Genomic DNA, 19,125 nt, shown 5'->3' with positions numbered 1-19,125 from the left:
ATGAGACTCTCAACCTTTATTCAACTTGTTGAGAAAATCAGGATAATTTTCCAAGTCATCTAAAGATTGCAAAGGTGGCATTTCAACCCATGTTGCTTGTGCGTGTAGCTTGTCCACGTAAGCATGGAAGGCTTCTATATTTTCTCGGTGTGCCAAAACATAAGTATGTAGCTCTTTTATACTCATTGCTTGGAAATTAGGCTGACTCAAACTACATACCTCCATTTGCCATTGGGATATATCTCTATAATATTTTCTTCACCCGCTAATAAAAAGATATTGCCTGTACGCTCATCCACTCTTACAAGACTAATAGGCAAGTACAACTTTGTTAACCAACAGCACAAGATAAAGCACTGGGTTTTTTGCTCAAGTGTAGGAATAATTTGCTAACCTCAGTATTGATCACAAAATAATAACACGATGAGCGATGCCTACGACTGGCTGCGCCTACGCCTACTCTCATTATTACAGGCGATGTCTGGATTCAATTTAATTAATTCTCGCCTGCAACCAAGCTTGCAAATCAGCCACACTGGTAAAATCCAGTAACGCTTCCCCCAACTCTTCCAGCATTGGTAATTGGAAACCCGCTACCACAGAAAGCACATCTTGGGGAATTTTCCCCAATCGCTTTGTTAACTGTCGGCTAATCATGTTAGCCATTGCTTCTCGTCCTTCCTCTAGTCCTTCTTCCTTGATTTCTCGATAAACTCTTGTTTCTTTCAATGTGATGTCTAACATTGATTCCACCTCCGTTCGACTTAGTTGCTCAAACCGATAAGCGATGATCGTGGTAATTACTTCAATTATCGCATTGCTGACTGGCGCAGAAGCTTCTTGACGAGTTCTACTCAACAAATACCTGGCTTCTGAGGGGGCTTGCTCTTCCTTTATAGTAGTTAACACCATCACCGCTACCCACAAAGGTAAAGAATGAATATCTCCCAACTCATTTAAATATATCCGATGCACTTGGTCGCCGTTGAGTAATGTGCGATGGGGACGAGTATCACTCTGTTCAATACCACGCGAAGGATAAATGATTACGGCTTGCCAATCACTAAATCGCTCACGGTTGCGGTAGAAATAGAGTGAAGATTCTGCAAATACCCTTTCATAAAGCTTTTCGTCTTTTTGGAATTGGACTTCACAGAAATACACAGTCCCCGGAGTTTCATTTTCTGGCGGTAAAAAGACCCCATCAATTTCAAATTTAGGTTATTTAACAGCTACCGAGTCAAATTTATATTTATCTGCATTTTTTGGGCGATTTGTCAATAATTCAAATAATAAACTAGGTGATTGTTGAAATATTTTGTAAAAAATCAAATCTCGACGCATGAAGGATTGCCAGTGGCATATATTTTAAATTATTGTATCGCCTACTCTCATCATGATAGGGTTAGGCGTAGCCCTCCATAGACATCGCTTAGACAGTAAAAGTGCAATTATGGTGAGGAGAGCGTTGGCGCAGCCTTCTCTTACAGAGATCGCTTCATATAGCTAAAAGAATTAGACTATAGAGAATTTGGAGAGATATTATATAGTGCGATCGCTCTTCCATGACATCATGGAATGAGAAAATGCTCCGGCTTATAAAATTTGTTGTATTTCATCAACAGAATTTGCTAAGATCACACTCCTCAAAATTGCCTGCAATTTTTCCAAATCTTTAATTTGGGAAATTCGGGACATTAACTGTAATCCCTGACTCCCAAATTTTGCTTCTAAACTCATTTCGATACTAAGGATGATTCCCCTGACTTCACCTCGTGCTTCACCTCGTGCTTCGCCTCGTGCTTCGCCTCGTGCTTCACCCTCTCGTAATATTTCTTGATACCAAGGTGACTCCCGTAGAACTCCCATATCCCACCTCATAATCTCTTGAACAACGGCACTCTCTAATACAAAGGTAGCAAAAAACGCTAAAACCGTCTCCAACTGGTTTAAGTCTTCATCCCGTCGCAAAATTTGCAATGCTTCCCTAATTATAGATTCATCATTTCCCCCTTGTAGAATCGGCACAAATGGTAATAATGATGGTAAGGATTTTTGAAATGGGATGTTAACATCTACCTCCCATAAGTTAATTACCCGATAATCCTGAATTGCTCTTAAACCATAAAGATTTGATGTAAAACTTGTAGGGATTTCGACATCACTCGTCGGTAAGATATTAATTAACACCGGATAGGTTGGTAATTCATACTTCTCTTCTGCCAATGCTGCGTAGGAACGTACTCGCCGAGGCATTTTGTTTGTGTAACGTAACTGTAATTCATTTAATACTAGAAATTCTCCAAATTCTGGACTGTTAGCCCGAATTAAGACATCACTTTCCCGACTAATCCATTGAAATTCGCCAGACAAAATTTCCCCTGCTTGAATATTGGGTATATTTGTCACCCATCGCACCCAATTATCAGGTGCAAGACTAATGAGCTTCTTAGTGCTAGTATCTGCGGGTTTTGGCATTATTTATCAATGTAGTTTAGTGCGGACATCTTGTACGCTAAATAGAGGCGTAGACGCAGCCCGCCGTAGGCATCGTGTAGGGAATAAGTAAAATATTACAGGACAGGCGTAAGTGTAACGCACTTGAAGCATTGCTCTCGCTAAAATATCGTAATTTTGAATTGGTTAGTCTCCAATCCCCAATGCCTCAATCCCCAACCCTGTGGCAAAATTTATTAGAGTCCTTCCAAACGTGAATTTCCCAGAATGACCGCAACCATACCAAATCTTCCCAGTCTCTACGATCCTTTTTCCACTGAAGCAAAGTGGCAAAAATTCTGGGAAGACAACCAAATTTACAAAGCTGACCCCAATCATGGTGGTGAACCTTATTGTGTCGTAATTCCGCCACCAAACGTTACTGGTAGTCTGCACATGGGTCACGCCTTTGAGAGTGCGTTGATTGATACTCTCGTGCGCTATCACCGGATGCAGGGACGGAATACCCTGTGGCTACCCGGAACTGACCACGCTAGTATTGCTGTCCACACAATTTTAGAAAAACAACTTAAAGCCGAGGGTAAAACTCGTTACGAGTTGGGACGCGACCAATTTTTAGAACGTGCTTGGAAGTGGAAAGCCGAATCAGGGGGAACAATTGTTAATCAGCTGCGACGATTGGGGGTGTCGGTAGACTGGTCACGGGAGAGGTTTACTCTGGATGAGGGCTTATCTAAAGCTGTGGTGGAAGCTTTTGTCAGTCTCTATGATGAAGGTTTAATTTATCGTGGTGAATATTTAGTTAACTGGTGTCCGGCTTCTCAGTCGGCTGTCTCTGATGTTGAGGTGGAATCTAAAGAGGTTGAGGGTAATCTTTGGCATTTCCGCTATCCTCTCACCGATGGTTCTGGTTATGTAGAAGTGGCGACGACTCGCCCAGAAACTATGCTGGGTGATACGGGTGTGGCTGTTAATCCCAATGATGACCGCTATAAACACCTGATTGGTAAAACCCTGACTCTGCCAATTATGCAACGGGAAATTCCCATCATTGGTGATGAGTTAGTTGACCCCACTTTCGGGACAGGTTGCGTCAAGGTAACTCCCGCCCATGACCCCAATGACTTTGAAATGGGTAAGCGTCACAATCTACCCTTTATTAATATCCTCAATAAAAACGGTACACTAAACGCCAACGCCGGGGAGTTTCAAGGACAAGACCGCTTTGTGGCGAGAAAGAATGTAGTTGCACGCCTCGAAGCTGATGGTGTGTTAGTAAAGATAGAAGATTATAAGCATACCGTTCCTTATAGCGATCGCGGTAAAGTTCCCGTTGAACCTTTATTATCTACTCAATGGTTTGTCAAAATTCGCCCAATGGCGGATAAATCATTAGATTTCCTCGACCAGCAAAACACCCCCGAATTTGTCCCCCAACGCTGGACTAAGGTTTACCGTGATTGGTTGGTAAGTCTCAGAGATTGGTGTATCTCTCGCCAATTATGGTGGGGTCATCAAATCCCAGCTTGGTATGCTGTCAGTGAAACTGGTGGACAAATCACTGATAGCACACCGTTTGTAGTTGCTAAATCCCAAGATGAAGCATGGGAGAAAGCCAAAGCACAATTTGGGGAAAATGTCCAGATAGAACAAGACCCAGATGTCTTAGATACTTGGTTTTCTTCTGGGTTATGGCCGTTTTCTACATTAGGCTGGCCAGAACAAACTCCAGATTTAGCTACCTACTACCCCACCACTACCCTAGTTACAGGCTTTGATATCATCTTTTTCTGGGTAGCTAGAATGACGATGATGGCTGGTCATTTTACTGGAAAAATGCCCTTCCAGACCGTTTACATTCACGGTTTGGTCAGGGATGAAAACAATAAAAAGATGTCGAAGTCGTCTAACAATGGGATTGACCCACTGTTGCTGATTGATAAATACGGCACTGATGCCCTACGTTACACCTTAGTTAAAGAAGTAGCTGGTGCTGGTCAAGATATTCGCTTAGAATACGATCGCAAAAAAGATGAATCATCTTCAGTAGAAGCCTCCCGCAACTTCGCCAACAAGTTGTGGAACGCGGCTAGATTCGTCATGATGAATCTCGATGGACAAACCCCTGCACAACTAGGTCAACCACTCAGCACTAACAACTCAGAACTTAGCGATTCTCCTTCGGAGACGCTAGGCGAACGCTGGATTCTTTCCCGCTATCATCAAGTTATCCAGCAAACTACCCACTCCATCGACAACTACGGTTTAGGAGAAGCAGCCAAGGGATTATACGAGTTTATTTGGGGTGATTTTTGCGACTGGTATATTGAACTAGTTAAATCCCGACTACAAAAGGATGCAGACCCAGCATCACGGCTGGTAGTACAACAAATCCTCGCCTACGTACTAGAAGGGATTTTAAAGCTACTGCATCCCTTTATGCCCCACATCACCGAAGAAATTTGGCAGACTCTCACCCAACAACCAGCCGATTCTCAGCAAACGTTAGCTTTACAGCCATATCCGAAAGCTGATAACAACCTCATTAACCCAACCTTAGAAACACAGTTTGAACTGCTAATTGGTACTATCCGCACCATCCGCAATTTACGCGCCGAAGCGGAAGTTAAGCCAGGGGTAAAAGTCACAGCAAATTTACAGTCTGAAAATCCACAAGAACGGCAAATCCTCACGGCTGGACAATCTTACATTAAAGATTTAGCCAAGGTAGAAACCTTGACCATTACCGGTGAACCACAAACCCAAACAATCGTACAGCCAAAACCCCAAAGCAATTGGCGGACAATTGTTTGGATTATCCTCGGTTTTATCTTTTTCAGAATCGCCTTAGCCGTTGGCGATACCCTAGATGATATTCCCGTCCTTGGTACTTTCTTTGAAATTCTTGGCTTGGGTTACGCCGCTTGGTTTGTCGTCACCACCCTATTTTCAGCCAAAGCCAGACAAAAATTCTGGGCGAAATTATTCCCCCCCGCCACAGACAAGAGTCAGGTTAAAACAGAATTACAATCACCAACACAAGAACCAGAAAAAGCCATTGCAGGTGTAGTTGGTACAGTCCAAGTGGTTATACCTCTAGATGGTGTAGTGGATTTAGCAGCCATGCGTGCCAAGCTAGAGAAAAGCCTGAACAAAATTGAAGCCGAAGCGCAATCTCTCAAAGGTAGGTTAAGCAATGCTAACTTTGTGGATAAAGCTAGGCCAGATGTAGTGCAGAGTGCAAGAGACGCTTTAGCCGAAGCGGAAAAACAAGCAGAGATTTTACGCGATCGCCTGAGTGGTTTAGCATAGCTCTAGGGGTGTAGGGGTGTAGGGGTATAGGGGTATAGGGGTATAGGGGTATAGGGGTGTAGGGGTATAGGGGTGTAGGGGTATAGGGGTGTAGGGGTATAGGGGTTAGAAAAATTTTAAATTATTCCACCCTTACACCCTCACACCCTTACACCCTCACACCCTTACACCCTCACACCCTTACACCCTTACACCCTCACACCCTCACACCCTTACACCCTTACACCCTTACACCCTTACACCCTCATACCCTCACACCCTTACACCCTCACACCCTTACACCCTTACACCCCTTCCCAAGCCATGCTATATCTAGCCCAAGTCCATAAAAATGAATTTTTAAACCAGTACCAATTACGCTTATTAGCACGTCAAGAAGCTGATTATCTTTGGACAATTATTCCAGAAGAAGCTTTCATTTTACTGGGTAAAAGTAACACCATCAGCGAAAAATTGCTGGTGTTAGTAAAACTTTCCTCCACAGGTAGTATTGAACATATGGAAGATGCTTGTGACTGGGTACTACATTTAGTGCAAGGTTATTTGACAACAGGTATCTCCCCAGAATTTTTACAACAAGAAGCAGAAAGAGCCGAAGAATGGAGACAATCTCTAACTTTACAAAACCAAGATTTAGCACGTCGCACACTAGAATTAGAAGCTCGTCGTGAACAAATTCAAGCACTAGAAGAAAGTCTCAAACGAGAAAGAAATGGTATTCATAAAGATATTAATAGCGACTCTTAAATACTATTAAACCTGGCTAAAATATCAAAACTTTAACTTGAATAAATAACTATATTTTTATTAGCTATTGGCAAAAAGAATACAGAGACGCGATGAATCGCGTCTCCAAAAACCAATTCACTACACGAATAATTCGTATTATCCAAATTCTCTATGAAGTTGCACCAAATAAATGATGTAGAGACGTTGTATGCAACGTCTCTACAGTGCTAACTAACCACGAAATTAACCAGCTTTCCAGGCACAACAATCACCTTTTTAATTGCCTTACCTTCCAAATAACGCTGAACCACTTCTGATTCACGGGCATATTTCTCCAACTCAGCCTTATCAGCCTGGGCTGGAACTTGCAAATCAGCGCGTTTCTTCCCATTAACCTGAATTACCAAGGTAATTTCATCAGCCACCAAAGCATCTGGGTCAAAAGCAGGCCAAGTCTGAGTATGAATTGATGTACTATTACCCAATGAATGCCACAATTCATCAGCAATATGTGGCGCAAAAGGAGCTAATAACACCACCAAAGTTTGCACACCTTCAGCATAAATTGGTGAATTGCGACAGTCAGCATCAGAGAGAGCATTACTCAACTTCATCATCTCGGAAACGGCTGTATTAAACTGATACTCATCTTCTAAATCTTCCGTTACAGCTTGGATAGCCGTATGAATTGCCCGCCGTAATTCCTTTTCTGGCTTACTCAAATCAGCAAGTTGAGCCTGCTTTCGGCAAACCCCAGCCGCAGCATAATCTGTCACCAATCGCCAAACCCGATTTAAGAAGCGGAATTGTCCTTCAACATCCGCCTCATCCCATTCCAGGTCTTTTTCGGGTGGTGCTTTAAATAAGATAAACATCCGCGCTGTGTCTACACCATACTTAGAAATTACATCTTCTGGCGCGACACCGTTACCCTTAGACTTGGACATAGTAGCGTAAAGACGCTGCAACGGTTCACCTGTTTGGGGGTCACGCGGGTCATTGGGGTTAACTAAATTGGAAGGAATCCATTTATCTTTACCCCCCTTGTTGGGATTCAGGTAAGTTAAACCCTGCACCATCCCTTGAGTTAATAGACGTTCAAAGGGTTCATCAAAATTCAACAAACCTCTATCTCGCAATACCTTAGTAAAGAACCGGGAATATAACAAATGTAATATCGCGTGTTCAATCCCACCCACGTATTGCTCTACAGGCATCCAGTCGTTAGTTTTACTAGGGTCAAACACCTGATTTTCATTTTTAGCATCAGGAAACCGTAGAAAATACCAGGAGGAATCAATAAAGGTATCCATTGTGTCGGTTTCCCGTTTAGCAGGAGTACCACAGGTAGGACAAGGGACATTTACCCAACTTTCCAACTGCGCCAAAGGTGAACCACCACGGCCGGTAAATTCTACATCTTCCGGTAACTGCACAGGCAAATCTTCATTTGGCACTGGTACTATCCCACAGTTGGGGCAGTGAATGACTGGAATGGGTGCGCCCCAATAGCGTTGGCGAGAAATCAACCAATCTCGTAAGCGATATTGAATACGTTCTTTACCAAAACCTTTTTCTTGGGCATATTTAGTAATTGCTTGTTTGGCATCTGTGGAAGTCATGCCAGTAAATAGACCAGAATTAATTAAAATTCCTGGCTCAGTGTATGCCTCATTAGATTCAATCTGAACTAATTGTTTAACTTCTTCTGTCTCAGATGTCGGAGTTAAATCAAACCCTGCCACATCTTCAGGCGCAGCAATGACAAAATCAATGGGCAAATCATATCTTTGGGCAAATTTAAAATCCCGCACATCATGGGCAGGTACACCCATCACCGCCCCAGTACCATACTCATACAATACATAGTCAGCAATCCAAATGGGTACTTCTTCACCAGTAAATGGGTTAATGACTTTCCCCCCAGTAGGAACACCGCGCTTGGGTTTGTCTTCGGCGGTACGTTCTAACTCACTTTGATTTGTCACCTCTTGAATAAAGGCTTCTACTGCCACTTTTTGGTCTTTGGCGGTGACTTGCTGCGTCAAGGGATGTTCTGGTGCTAAAACTACATAGCTGACACCAAAAACAGTATCAGGACGGGTAGTGTAGACGGCGATTTTTTCATCGCTACCCACAATCGGAAATTCTAAATACGCCCCTGTCGATTTCCCTATCCAGTTCGCCTGCATCAACTTGACCCGTTCCGGCCAGCCTGTCAATTTATCCAGGTCGTTTAATAATTCTTCGGCGTAGTCGGTAATTTTGAAAAACCACTGTCTGAGTAATTTGCGCTCAACTTTAGCACCACTGCGCCAAGAACGTCCTTCGTTGTCAACCTGTTCGTTTGCTAAAACAGTTTGGTCTATAGGGTCCCAGTTAACAGCAGCTTCTCTTTGGTACGCCAAACCTGCTTCTAAAAACTGCAAGAAAATCCATTGTGTCCATTTGTAATAGTCTGGTGAACAGGTGGCAAGTTCACAATCCCAATCAATGGATAAGCCAAGACGCTGCAATTGTTGCCGCATTTGGTCAATATTTTGATACGTCCACTGGGAGGGGGGTACACCACGGTCAATGGCTGCGTTTTCTGCGGGTAAGCCAAAGGCATCCCATCCCATTGGATGCAGTACCCGATACCCTTGCATTCGTTTGAGGCGGGCAATTACATCGGTAATTGTATAGTTACGGACATGACCCATGTGTAGGCTGCCCGATGGGTAGGGGAACATGGATAGAGCGTAGAATTTGGGCTTATTACTATCTGTTGGGGTCTGGTCTAAGCCAAGTTCTAACCATGTTTTTTGCCATTTTTCCTCAATTGCTGCTGGGTTGTATCGGGAATCCACCGAAAACTCTCCTACTGGACTGTAAATCTTATGTGCCTCCATATTGTAGATGATGGGAGGCAGATGAGTGCTGAGTGGTGAGAATTGCTGAATAATATAAATGCAGAGCCAATTGAAGAAAAGTCCTAAGTATTGCCCTACCCAACTTACCCTATGACAACTGCACCCTTAAGCTGGCAAGAACTAGAAACCCTCACGGATTATCAAATAGATACTGTTAATGGTCTCACCAACGCTAAAGCCCGGTTGCGCTTGTTTGGTCAGCCCGAATCTGAGGTGCGGGTAACGCTGTACCGTGATAACCACGCCTGGTGTCCTTACTGTCAAAAAATTTGGTTATGGCTAGAGGAAAAACAAATTCCCTACCGCATCGAAAAAGTGACAATGTTCTGCTATGGGGAGAAAGAAAGTTGGTACAAACGTAAAGTACCATCAGGAATGCTCCCCGCGATCGAGCTAGATGGACGGATTATTAAGGAAAGCGATGACATTTTGATCGCTTTGGAAAAGGTTTTTGGACCATTAAACCAAGGGATGGAAGACCGCACGGTGCTTCCTCTACGTCAATTAGAACGACTTTTATTTAGAGCCTGGTGCGCTTGGCTGTGCTATCCAGCACTTTCCTCTCAACAAGAAAAACGCAACCGAGAAGAATTTATTAGAGTGGTGGCTAAGGTCGAGGAGGCTCTGGGTCGAACTCCAAGCCCTTATTTTCTAGATAGCTTCGGCATCGTCGATGTCATTTTTACGCCTTATGTAGAACGAATGAATGCCAGCCTTTACTACTACAAAGGCTACTCACTGCGGGAGGAAAACCCTCGCTTGAGTGCATGGTTTGCGGCAATGGAAAGCCGACCGACCTACTGCGGTACTCAGAGTGACTTTCACACCCACGTACATGATTTGCCGCCCCAGATGGGGGGCTGTTGGGAAAACGGCGAACCTCAGATGCTTCTCAATAAAGCGCGAGTAGATAACGGCCCCTGGTTTGGGCTACCAGATGTTACTTATCCAGAACCCGAAAACTCCCGTATGGAAGCTCTTCAACGAACTATCGAACACCGCATCAATATTATCCGAGTCAACCCCTTAGATGATAATTTGTTTGATCAAGCCCTACGTTGTGCTTTAACACATATGATGACAGGTGAAGACTGTGTACCTCCGTCGGGATCTGATGTAGCTTTAAGATATTTGCGCGATCGCATTAATGTACCTAGAGATATGTCTATCTATGCAGCCAAGCGATTGAGGGAATCCCTGGAGAAAACCGCAGCCCTTGCAGGTGATGGGCAACCAGACCCTATTCCCACTAAGCATAGACGAGATCAAGACCCGTCTAACTTTGTCAGAAAATAAAATTAAGGCTAGTACCGCTACGCGGAAGTCAAAATTCAAAAGTCAAAAGTCAAAATGAAAACAACGTAAGGGTTTTGTTGATTTGGAATGGGTTATTTATTTACCCCTTGCGGTACTAGGGGGTTAAATCTGTGACTTATATTACAAGGACAAGGAGAAAACATGGAAACCTTAGAAAATTATCAGTTGATTTTGAAAACGGGTAAAACTACAACAGAAAAAGCTTTAGAATTGTTTGATGCTCTTGAACCCGTCAATTTAGACTTTATGTTTGGTCGTTGGCAAGGATCTGGACTGCATACAGATCATCCAATGGACGGTCTATTAGAAATTTCTAATTGGTACGGCAAGGAATTTATAGACTCTGAAAATGTTCGCCCTTTGTTATTTTTAGATAATCAAGGGGAAATTTTTCAGGTTGCACCCAATCCCACTTTAATGAACTGGGTCTTAAAATTACCGATACCCAAAAATAATTCTCTAAAGCCATTACTGGTGTCAATGAATTATTTAATGAAGACTGAGAATAGTCAAGCAAGACTGCGAATGATGGAGTATAGAGGCAAAGTGTCTGCTACCATGATTTATGATTATTTACCAATCAATGATTCTTTTAGAAAAGTAGATGAGAATACTGTGTTCGGAATCATGGATTATAAAATCATACCTCAACCCTTCTTTTTCGTTCTCAAGCGATGCGACAAGTAGGAATTATTATGTTCCCGGACGAGAGCGAATATGATCGGGTATATGATGGCGATCGCCTAATATTTCTAACAACGGGCCATTAACGTCAAATTTAACCATACTTACAGACGCGACCAAAATATTCACCCGATAGCGATAGCGTCCCAAATCAATTCCTAGTAAACTGCAAAGCATAATCCGAATCGTGGCTTTATGGGAAACCACTAAAACATTACCTTGGGGATGTTTTTCTTGAATTTCAGCAATTACAGGCATAGAACGGTTAGCAATATCTACCGCAGTTTCTCCACCTATTGGTGCATTCCAAGCTGGTTCTGTCAACCATTTTACATAGTTTTGAGCGTAATTCTCTTGAGCAAAGGATTTACTCTTAGTTTCCCATTCGCCATAACTACCTTCCCTCAGTCCGTCACGCAACTGCATATCCATACCGATAGCATCACAAAATGGCTTGGCAGTTGCAATTGCACGCTTCATTGGGCTAACATAAACGGCTGACCACTTCAATTTTTTATACACATCGGCAAAACTAGATGCCATCTGCATCCCTTCAGATGTTAACTCTGCATCAGTTTCACCACAAAAATTACCACTTTGACTAAAAGTAGTTTCTCCATGTCGCAGTAAATATAAATTGAGTGTCATATCTTGTATCGCCATTGAGATCAAGGAGTTTGTGCAACAATAAAATATCATCAATCTTGCGATCGAGTATGTTACACCACGACAAAGTAATCAACCAAAAAAGTTAATCAACCACAAACTTTTAAAATTGATGAAGAGTGCTGAGTATTAATAATAAAAAATATATAAATTTCATTAGACCTCTATCTCTTTCTATATTCCTCCGTGTACCTTTGCACTCCTGGAGCGGTTGAAAATCCACAGATAATCTAGCCCATAACTTGATGAGCCATTTGGAAAAATACTTTTTTAAACTAGCAATTAAGAAACCTTAGTCAGCAATCCTAAAATTCGTTTGGATGTTGGTGTTAATAGAGTACGACGATAAGCATCTGCTGCTTTTTTAATAGCTTCGGCTTGAGTTGGATAAGGATGAATCACACCAGATAACCCATTTAAACCAACCTTATTCACAATAGCCGTAGTTACTTCACTAATTGTTTCCCCAGCATGACGCGAGACAATAGTTGCACCTAAAATTTGATCTGAACCTTTTTTGTGGATAATTTTCACAAACCCGTCTTCTTCACCATCTGCGATCGCACGGTCTACACTACTAAAAGGAATCTTGATTGTATTGATATCAAAACCCTTTTCTTGAGCCTCTTGTTCGTACATCCCCACATGGGCAATTTCTGGGTCAGTATATGTTACCCAAGGCATTACCAAACTACTCAACTTGGATTTTCCGAAGCCAAAGGGAGAAAACAGAGTATTCTTAATCACAATCCGCGCTGCTGCATCAGCCGCATGAGTAAACTTCCAATCCATGCAGATATCACCAGCCGCATAAATCCTGGGGTTTGTTGTCTGGAGGTAATCATTGACTTTTACCCCCTGACGTTGGTCATACTCCACCCCAACCGCTTCTAAATTTAAACCTTCAACATTCGGGGCGCGTCCTGCACCAACTAAAATTTCGTCAACAGTGATGGACATTTTAGAACCATTGCTGAGAAAGTTGATGATCTTTCCTTCAGGAGTTTTTTCTACACTTTGGATTTGGCTATTCAAAACCAAGTGCATTTTTTCTTGAATAAAACGGTTTTGTATAATTTCTGCGGCTTCCTTATCTTCTTTATTTAAGATGTGATCGCCTTTGTGAAATAAGATGATTTGAGAACCTAAACGTTGAAAAGCTTGAGCCAATTCACAACCGATAGGCCCACCACCAATTACAGCCAGACGTTTGGGAAGTTCCGTGAGTGAAAATACAGTTTCATTAGTCAGAAATCCAGCTTCTTCAATTCCCTTAATCGAGGGACGCACGGCTCTAGCACCTGTAGCAATTACAGCTTTTTTAAACCGAAGTTTTTGATTGCCAACTTCAATGGTATTGTCACTAGAAAAATGACCGCCACCCAAAAAAACATCAATTCCCAGCTTTTGAAAACGATGAGCCGAATCATGATGGCTAATACCCGACCTTAAACGACGCATCCGTTCCATAACTGCGGGAAAATCAACGTCTATTTTTTCTGGAGGATTAATTCCCAAAGCCTTTGCCTCCCACATTTCGCCAACAACGCGAGAGGAACGGATAATACATTTGGAAGGCACACAACCGACATTTAAACAATCCCCACCCATCAAATGTTTTTCAATCAAAGCCACTTTTAATCCTACATCTAAACCTGCTGCACCTGCGGCGACAACTAATCCCGCCGTACCAGCACCAATCACAACTAAGTCGTAACAATCAGCAGGCTGAGGATTAACCCAATCAGGTGGATGAACATAGGAAATCAGTTTTTGATTATACTCATCCATTGGTGGTAGAGTAACTTTTTGAAATGCAGAACTTGACATAAATTAACTCCTTCAACTATTAATAATTGATGTAATTATTCCATCCCAGCATAAGATGGAATATTACAAACTAGGTTAGTGATTCTTACGGCACGCTAGGGGCGAACGAGCCTGATATTATTACGAATTACGAATTACGAATTACGAATTACGAATTACGAATTACGAATTACGAATTAATCAGTTCCTCGCACGGGATAATTCCTTGGCAAAACAAAGTCAATAGCAGAGAGCATATCTGATATGGGTGGACGACCAAAAGGTGCGCTATTTACGGCAGCATAGAAAAGTGTGCTGTCTGGCTTAACTAAGAAAAAACCAGGTTCACAAAATAAAGGAGGTTCTTTTTCAAATGCACCTTTGGAAATATAAATTCCCCAACTACGAAATAAGTCTATGCTAGCTTCATAGCCAACGGTGATATTTTTAATTCCCCATTCCGTAATTGATTTTTGAGCATCTGCTTGACTATCGCCACTAATAGCGATCGCTTCCACTCCAAGTTTAGTAAAATCGTCTATAAGTTGTTCCAGTTCTGCTAAATAATTGTGGCAAATTGGGCAGAACCAGCCCCGATAAAAGATAATTAATGTGAAGTTTTGGGGCTGCTGCTCAGACAGTTTCCAAAGTTTACCATCCAGGGTTTTTACTTCCAGTTCTGGAACTTGAGTACCAGTGAGTAATTTGCTTGTCTTGGTTGTTATCATTAATTTTTTACTTATTTAATAGGTATGAAACAGTACAAAATCCCAATTAACTCATACTGATTTAATTAACTAATTCAGGTTGACTTGTTTATTTTCATCATCGTTTGTAGACTATAAAACTTCATCTTCTAAAGCCTTACGAGCAACTTTAGTAACATAAATTGTCACAGCAACCGTAGCGATAAAGCCGATAATCCTAATCGCCCACTGTACACCAGGATTCCCCGGTTGGGATTCAGTACCAATTGTGGCAATACTACCAGCTAAAGAACCGATATAAACATACATAATTGTGCCGGGAATCATGCCAATGGAAGCAAGAACATAATCTTTGAGGGAAACTCCTGTTACGCCATAAGCGTAGTTCAACAAATTGAAAGGGAATATAGGAGAAAGTCGCGTTAATAGTACAATTTTTAGTCCTTCCCTCCCCACAGCTTCATCAATCGCCCGAAATTTCTGATTCCCGGCAATTTTTTTAGCAACCCATCCCCTAGCCAAATAACGTCCGACTAAGAAAGCGGCGGTAGCACCTATAGTTGCACCAATGAAGACATAAAGCGAACCCCAAACCACGCCAAAGACCACACCTGCACCGAGAGTCAAGATTGACCCTGGTAAAAAGGCGACAGTGGCAATAATATAAAGGAGGATAAATGCTAATGCTCCCACAGCACCAAGACCATCAATCCACTGCAAAGCATTTTTTAACCATGCTTGGGGATTAAACCCTGGAGCGTTTTGAGCCGATTCTTGTCCAAAAGCTGGTTCTGTAGCCAATATTAAGGTAACGCCAAACGCTAACAGTATGAGGACAGCAAATTTAATCAGCTTTTGCCAGTTTTTAGTTGATATGTCTGCGATAGTTCTATTTTGACCTTGAGGAACTATCAAATTAATCAATCCTGGTTGTAACATGGGTGATTTCTCCCGATTAAACAGTTGTGTTTAAAGCTTTCTTGGCTAGGCGTGCTAAATAAATAGTCAGTGCAACTGTAGCCATCAATCCTACCCCCCGAATCACCCACTGTACAATTTGGGTTTCTGGACTGCTTGAGCGATCGGGTTTTCCCAGCATAGCCAAATCGCCAACCAGAGAACCAAGGTAAACGTACATCACAGTGCCGGGAATCATACCTAGAGAACCTAAGATATAGTCTCTCAAAGAAACCTGAGTCACACCAAAGGCGTAATTTAACAGGTTGAAAGGCAAGACAGGGGAAAGGCGAGTCAGGAGGACAATTTTGAATCCTTCTTGAGCTACTGCTTTATCAATCGCTTTGAACTTAACATTACCCTGAATCATCCTGCAAATTACATCCCGACACAAGTAACGTCCAATGAGAAAAGCCCAAGTTGCTCCCAAAGTTGCTGCGATCGCTACATAGACTGAACCCCAAACTACGCCGAACAGCACACCTCCACTCATTGTCAATTCAAAACTCAAAATGACGCTCGTTCGCCCTTGGCGTGCCGTAGGCAAGACTCGCTAACGCTGCGCTAACAAAATTCAAAATCTAGACAGGATAAGGCTTTGAGTCTGTGTATCTGTAACATTCTTTTTTCAAATTGGTATAAGAAATAGACATTTATCCACCTGTCTTAGAGCGCGGATTGAATCATTTCGGTGTACTGTTTCTTAGGTTTCAAACCTGCAATTTGTGCTAATTTTTGCTGCCGTTTAAGTAATAATACTGTTGGTGCGCTTCTGACACCAAAGTTAATCGCTAATTCAGGTTCTTCGCTCATGTCAAGTTCAACCAAATGCAATTTACCTATATTTTCCTCAGCTATTTGATGTAGTACAGGTTTAAGCGTTTCGCAGGAAGGACAGTAGGGAGCTACAAATTTAACAATGATTAGTTGATCGGATTTCTGCATCAACCAGTCAAAAGCTTCTTTTCCTGTGAAGAAAGTTTGATCAATAGAAAAAGTTTCTTGCATATTTCTCTCCTTGTAATTGTAACAGAAAATACTTTTTAGGCAGCGTAAGAAACAAAGGTTGGTGTTCCGCCTGCCGGAGACAATCGCATCTCTGACAACCACCTCTCAGCCTCCAGTGCTGCCATGCAACCCGTACCAGCTGCGGTAATTGCTTGACGATAAACGTGATCTTGAACATCTCCAGCCGCCCAAATACCAGGAATATTAGTAGCTGTACTCTTACCCTGAGTTTTGATGTAGCCGGCTTCATCCAGTTCTAATTGATCCTGAAACAGTTGCGTGTTGGGTGTGTGACCAATGGCGTAGAATAATCCACGCACTGTTAAATCGGCAACTGCACCTGTTTGTGTATCTTGAATTTGGACACTACGTAATACCTGATCGCCATCTACACTGATGGGTAAGCTATGCCAATGAATATGAATTTGGCTGTGATTAAATATACGCTCCTGCATCGTCTTAGAAGCCCGCAGGCGATCGCTCCTTACCAATAAATGAACCTTACTGGCATACTTGGTTAGATAAAGTGCTTCTTCTACAGCCGAATCTCCGCCACCAACCACAGCAATGTCTGCATTCGCAAACAAAGGATTTGCCCCATCGCAGATTGCACAGGCAGAAATTCCGTTATTCCAGAATTTCTCCTCACCCGGCAAATGTAATCTTTTAGCAGTTGCTCCTGTAGAGATAATCACAGCACGAGCCTTAACTTCTAACAGATCAGCAGAAGCTATCAGGAATGGGTATTGGGTAAAATCCACAGCAATTACATCATCAGTAATCAACCTAGCACCCCAGCGTAATGCCTGCTGGCGCATCTGCTGCATTAACTTTGGCCCCTGAACTCCTTCAGCAAAACCAGGAAAATTCTCTACCTCAGTAGTGGTCATCAATTGACCACCAGGGATTCCTCCAGCACTAAACCCTTCAAATACCACAGGTTTCAGTTGAGCGCGTCCTGCATAGATGGCGGCGGTATAGCCAGCCGGGCCAGAACCAATAATTACCAGATTCTCGACCATGATTTAACCTCCCACAAACCATTGAGTGCCGGTAAACAGGTAGTAAGCCCCAGTCATAATTAGCGCGACGCTACCAAAGCGGATAATTCCCTCGGAATGTTTCAACAACTTGTTGCTTTGTTTCGCCATTCCCGTAAACAAACTCGCCAGGAAAATCAGAAGAGTATAACCCAGAGCATAGCTAACCATCGTCAGCGTCCCCAAAACTTGCGAACCTGTAGCCGCAGCAGCCGCCAGCACCGCAAACAGCACCGGACTAGCACAAGGGGAACTCACCAGAGCAAAAGTCAAACCCACTCCATAAGGGCCAGCCTGGGGGAGATTCACATTCATCTGCGGTAGGGGTATTTTTACCACCCCCATCAACCACAAACCCATTACAGCCATAATCAGTCCGACAACTATATTGATATAGCCTCGATACTCCACCATCACTGCGCCAGCAAAGGATGAGACTAAACCAAACAGACTTAAAATTGTTACTGCTCCCAAGACAAACAAACCCGCCTTAGTAAAAGCATCCCAACGGGATTTAATTTTCAGTGTGCCGATGTAACTGAGGTTGACTGGTAAAAGTGCCAAAATACAGGGAGATACACTAGCAAGTAACCCACCAACAAACGCCAAAGGTAACAACACAGAGGGATTTGCCGTGTCCTGTTGATTAAACCACTGTTGATAACGGTTTTCCACAATGGAAATCACCCGTTCAATGGGGTGACTGATTACAGGCCCCAAAGTGAGAACTATAACGAGAGAGAGCAATCCCAAGCCACCGTAAACTAGCCATTTCTTCGAGATTTTAGAATGGCGGGAAGGGGGTTGCTCAGTTGACAACTGAGATATTGGTTTCATGCAATTAGCCTTAAGCTATGAAGAGATGCAGACTAAATATTCGCCAAAGCAGAGTCGAGTATTTTGGTGTAGTCAGCCTTGTTAGGATTATTTTTGAAGATTGTTAAAATGTTGCCAGTAGCCGGATCAACGATCGCTACGGTACTTGTTTGACTCTTATTAGCTTCCAGAAATTTCCCCAAGCCCAATTTTTCTGCTTGCGCTTGTGTCTCTTGGAGTTTGGCTTTATCTGTTACATCCAAAACCACAAAGTTGACCTTACCAGAATATTCCTGTTTCAATTGGGACAGGGTAGGAGCAATATTCTTGCAGCCAGCACACCAAGTAGCAAACACATCTACCAATACAGGTTTACCTTGAAGTTCTTGAGCTAGAGGGTTTCCTACAGAGGTTAATTTAGCAGCATCTTTAGCTGCACAGGGGTTTTTACCAGCACAAGGATCTGTTTGAGCAACCTTTGCAGTTGATGAAGCTTGATTTTGAGCAATATTATCTGATTTCGGTGGGCTGCATGATACCGTCAAAACCAGTCCACTCAAACACAGTAGACTAAGAAAAAATTTGTTATATTTGTACATTGGTTGTTCTCCTCACGGTTTAATGGTGTGTGCATTCACAATCTGCCTGGGCGTGTGTTTTCCGATGGTTTCCCTAATATTAGGAATGGGAACTGTAAATTGTGGTGCATCT

Annotated in this window: 16 protein-coding genes and 2 pseudogenes; 4 read left to right on the top strand and 14 right to left on the bottom strand. The window is 42.6% G+C overall.

Annotated elements, in window-relative coordinates; all coding sequences use genetic code 11:
• Positions 1 to 9: 9 nt before the first annotated feature.
• The 4 genes and pseudogenes from L6494_RS02710 to L6494_RS02700 form a co-directional block, all read right to left on the bottom strand.
• Entirely contained in the window at positions 10 to 210 is a 201-nt protein-coding gene (locus tag L6494_RS02710) for a DUF6887 family protein (protein WP_237991331.1), read from the bottom strand.
• A complete protein-coding gene (locus tag L6494_RS31105; RefSeq protein WP_442946980.1) occupies positions 207 to 320 on the bottom strand; it encodes a DUF6888 family protein in 114 nt (37 codons plus the stop codon). The genes L6494_RS02710 and L6494_RS31105 overlap by 4 nt, the downstream gene beginning before the upstream one ends.
• A 172-nt stretch (positions 321 to 492) precedes the next feature.
• Positions 493 to 1,344, bottom strand: a pseudogene (locus tag L6494_RS02705) (Rpn family recombination-promoting nuclease/putative transposase).
• Between the two features lie 252 nt (positions 1,345 to 1,596).
• Entirely contained in the window at positions 1,597 to 2,478 is an 882-nt protein-coding gene (locus tag L6494_RS02700) for an Rpn family recombination-promoting nuclease/putative transposase (protein ID WP_237991330.1), read from the bottom strand.
• Between the two features lie 246 nt (positions 2,479 to 2,724).
• Here L6494_RS02700 and L6494_RS02695 point away from each other — a divergent pair, with 246 nt between their 5' ends.
• Positions 2,725 to 5,769 carry a valine--tRNA ligase gene (locus L6494_RS02695; protein ID WP_237991329.1) on the top strand — a complete coding sequence of 1,015 codons (3,045 nt, stop codon included), beginning with the start codon at positions 2,725 to 2,727 and terminating at the stop codon, positions 5,767 to 5,769.
• 303 nt (positions 5,770 to 6,072) lie between these two features.
• Positions 6,073 to 6,516, top strand: coding sequence for a hypothetical protein (locus L6494_RS02690; protein WP_237991328.1), 444 nt, complete (start codon positions 6,073 to 6,075; stop codon positions 6,514 to 6,516).
• A gap of 209 nt (positions 6,517 to 6,725) precedes the next feature.
• Here the strand turns inward: L6494_RS02690 and leuS are convergent, their stop codons facing one another.
• Positions 6,726 to 9,347 carry a leucine--tRNA ligase gene (leuS, locus tag L6494_RS02685; RefSeq protein ID WP_237991327.1) on the bottom strand — a complete coding sequence of 874 codons (2,622 nt, stop codon included), beginning with the start codon at positions 9,345 to 9,347 and terminating at the stop codon, positions 6,726 to 6,728.
• A 153-nt stretch (positions 9,348 to 9,500) separates the two neighbouring features.
• On the opposite strand from leuS, the gene L6494_RS02680 reads away from it, so the two are divergent.
• Positions 9,501 to 10,706: a glutathione S-transferase family protein gene (locus L6494_RS02680; protein ID WP_237991326.1), complete on the top strand. Its 1,206-nt coding sequence runs from the start codon at positions 9,501 to 9,503 to the stop codon at positions 10,704 to 10,706.
• Between the two features lie 162 nt (positions 10,707 to 10,868).
• Positions 10,869 to 11,414 (top strand): DUF4334 domain-containing protein, encoded by a 546-nt coding sequence (locus L6494_RS02675; protein ID WP_237991325.1) that lies wholly within the window; start codon positions 10,869 to 10,871, stop codon positions 11,412 to 11,414.
• Between the two features lie 6 nt (positions 11,415 to 11,420).
• Here the strand turns inward: L6494_RS02675 and L6494_RS02670 are convergent, their stop codons facing one another.
• The 9 genes and pseudogenes from L6494_RS02670 to L6494_RS02630 form a co-directional block, all read right to left on the bottom strand.
• Complete coding sequence (locus L6494_RS02670) at positions 11,421 to 12,059, bottom strand: histidine phosphatase family protein (RefSeq protein ID WP_237991324.1); 639 nt, start codon at positions 12,057 to 12,059, stop codon at positions 11,421 to 11,423.
• 300 nt (positions 12,060 to 12,359) lie between these two features.
• Entirely contained in the window at positions 12,360 to 13,907 is a 1,548-nt protein-coding gene (locus tag L6494_RS02665; RefSeq protein ID WP_237991323.1) for a mercuric reductase, read from the bottom strand.
• A 176-nt stretch (positions 13,908 to 14,083) separates the two neighbouring features.
• Positions 14,084 to 14,614, bottom strand: coding sequence for a redoxin domain-containing protein (locus L6494_RS02660; RefSeq protein ID WP_237991322.1), 531 nt, complete (start codon positions 14,612 to 14,614; stop codon positions 14,084 to 14,086).
• A gap of 111 nt (positions 14,615 to 14,725) precedes the next feature.
• Entirely contained in the window at positions 14,726 to 15,532 is an 807-nt protein-coding gene (locus tag L6494_RS02655) for a TVP38/TMEM64 family protein (protein ID WP_237991321.1), read from the bottom strand.
• A 16-nt stretch (positions 15,533 to 15,548) separates the two neighbouring features.
• A pseudogene (locus L6494_RS02650) lies at positions 15,549 to 16,049 on the bottom strand (TVP38/TMEM64 family protein); the annotation flags it as partial.
• Between the two features lie 167 nt (positions 16,050 to 16,216).
• Positions 16,217 to 16,558 carry a thioredoxin family protein gene (locus L6494_RS02645; RefSeq protein ID WP_237991320.1) on the bottom strand — a complete coding sequence of 114 codons (342 nt, stop codon included), beginning with the start codon at positions 16,556 to 16,558 and terminating at the stop codon, positions 16,217 to 16,219.
• A 35-nt stretch (positions 16,559 to 16,593) separates the two neighbouring features.
• The gene (gene trxB / locus L6494_RS02640; protein WP_237991319.1) at positions 16,594 to 17,580 is read right to left on the bottom strand and encodes a thioredoxin-disulfide reductase; all 987 of its coding nucleotides are present in this window, start codon (positions 17,578 to 17,580) and stop codon (positions 16,594 to 16,596) included.
• 3 nt (positions 17,581 to 17,583) lie between these two features.
• Positions 17,584 to 18,435 carry a cytochrome c biogenesis CcdA family protein gene (locus L6494_RS02635; protein ID WP_237991318.1) on the bottom strand — a complete coding sequence of 284 codons (852 nt, stop codon included), beginning with the start codon at positions 18,433 to 18,435 and terminating at the stop codon, positions 17,584 to 17,586.
• 32 nt (positions 18,436 to 18,467) lie between these two features.
• A complete protein-coding gene (locus tag L6494_RS02630; protein WP_237991317.1) occupies positions 18,468 to 19,013 on the bottom strand; it encodes a TlpA family protein disulfide reductase in 546 nt (181 codons plus the stop codon).
• Between the last annotated feature and the right edge of the window lie 112 nt (positions 19,014 to 19,125).

It is taken from the genome of Nostoc sp. UHCC 0870, assembly GCF_022063185.1.
Lineage (GTDB): Bacteria > Cyanobacteriota > Cyanobacteriia > Cyanobacteriales > Nostocaceae > Trichormus.
This window is presented reverse-complemented; position numbering and strand designations above follow the sequence as displayed.

Excerpts from the sequence above, each read along its gene's own strand:
- L6494_RS02680 (WP_237991326.1), top strand. The coding sequence starts at position 9,501 with ATGACAACTGCACCCTTAAGCTGGCAAGAACTAGAAACCCTCACGGAT.
- L6494_RS02670 (WP_237991324.1), bottom strand. The coding sequence starts at position 12,059 with ATGACACTCAATTTATATTTACTGCGACATGGAGAAACTACTTTTAGT.
- L6494_RS02665 (WP_237991323.1), bottom strand. The coding sequence starts at position 13,907 with ATGTCAAGTTCTGCATTTCAAAAAGTTACTCTACCACCAATGGATGAG.
- L6494_RS02700 (WP_237991330.1), bottom strand. The coding sequence starts at position 2,478 with ATGCCAAAACCCGCAGATACTAGCACTAAGAAGCTCATTAGTCTTGCA.
- L6494_RS02690 (WP_237991328.1), top strand. The coding sequence starts at position 6,073 with ATGCTATATCTAGCCCAAGTCCATAAAAATGAATTTTTAAACCAGTAC.
- L6494_RS02660 (WP_237991322.1), bottom strand. The coding sequence starts at position 14,614 with ATGATAACAACCAAGACAAGCAAATTACTCACTGGTACTCAAGTTCCA.
- L6494_RS02630 (WP_237991317.1), bottom strand. The coding sequence starts at position 19,013 with ATGTACAAATATAACAAATTTTTTCTTAGTCTACTGTGTTTGAGTGGA.
- L6494_RS02635 (WP_237991318.1), bottom strand. The coding sequence starts at position 18,435 with ATGAAACCAATATCTCAGTTGTCAACTGAGCAACCCCCTTCCCGCCAT.
- trxB (WP_237991319.1), bottom strand. The coding sequence starts at position 17,580 with ATGGTCGAGAATCTGGTAATTATTGGTTCTGGCCCGGCTGGCTATACC.
- L6494_RS02695 (WP_237991329.1), top strand. The coding sequence starts at position 2,725 with ATGACCGCAACCATACCAAATCTTCCCAGTCTCTACGATCCTTTTTCC.
- L6494_RS02655 (WP_237991321.1), bottom strand. The coding sequence starts at position 15,532 with ATGTTACAACCAGGATTGATTAATTTGATAGTTCCTCAAGGTCAAAAT.
- L6494_RS02645 (WP_237991320.1), bottom strand. The coding sequence starts at position 16,558 with ATGCAAGAAACTTTTTCTATTGATCAAACTTTCTTCACAGGAAAAGAA.
- L6494_RS02675 (WP_237991325.1), top strand. The coding sequence starts at position 10,869 with ATGGAAACCTTAGAAAATTATCAGTTGATTTTGAAAACGGGTAAAACT.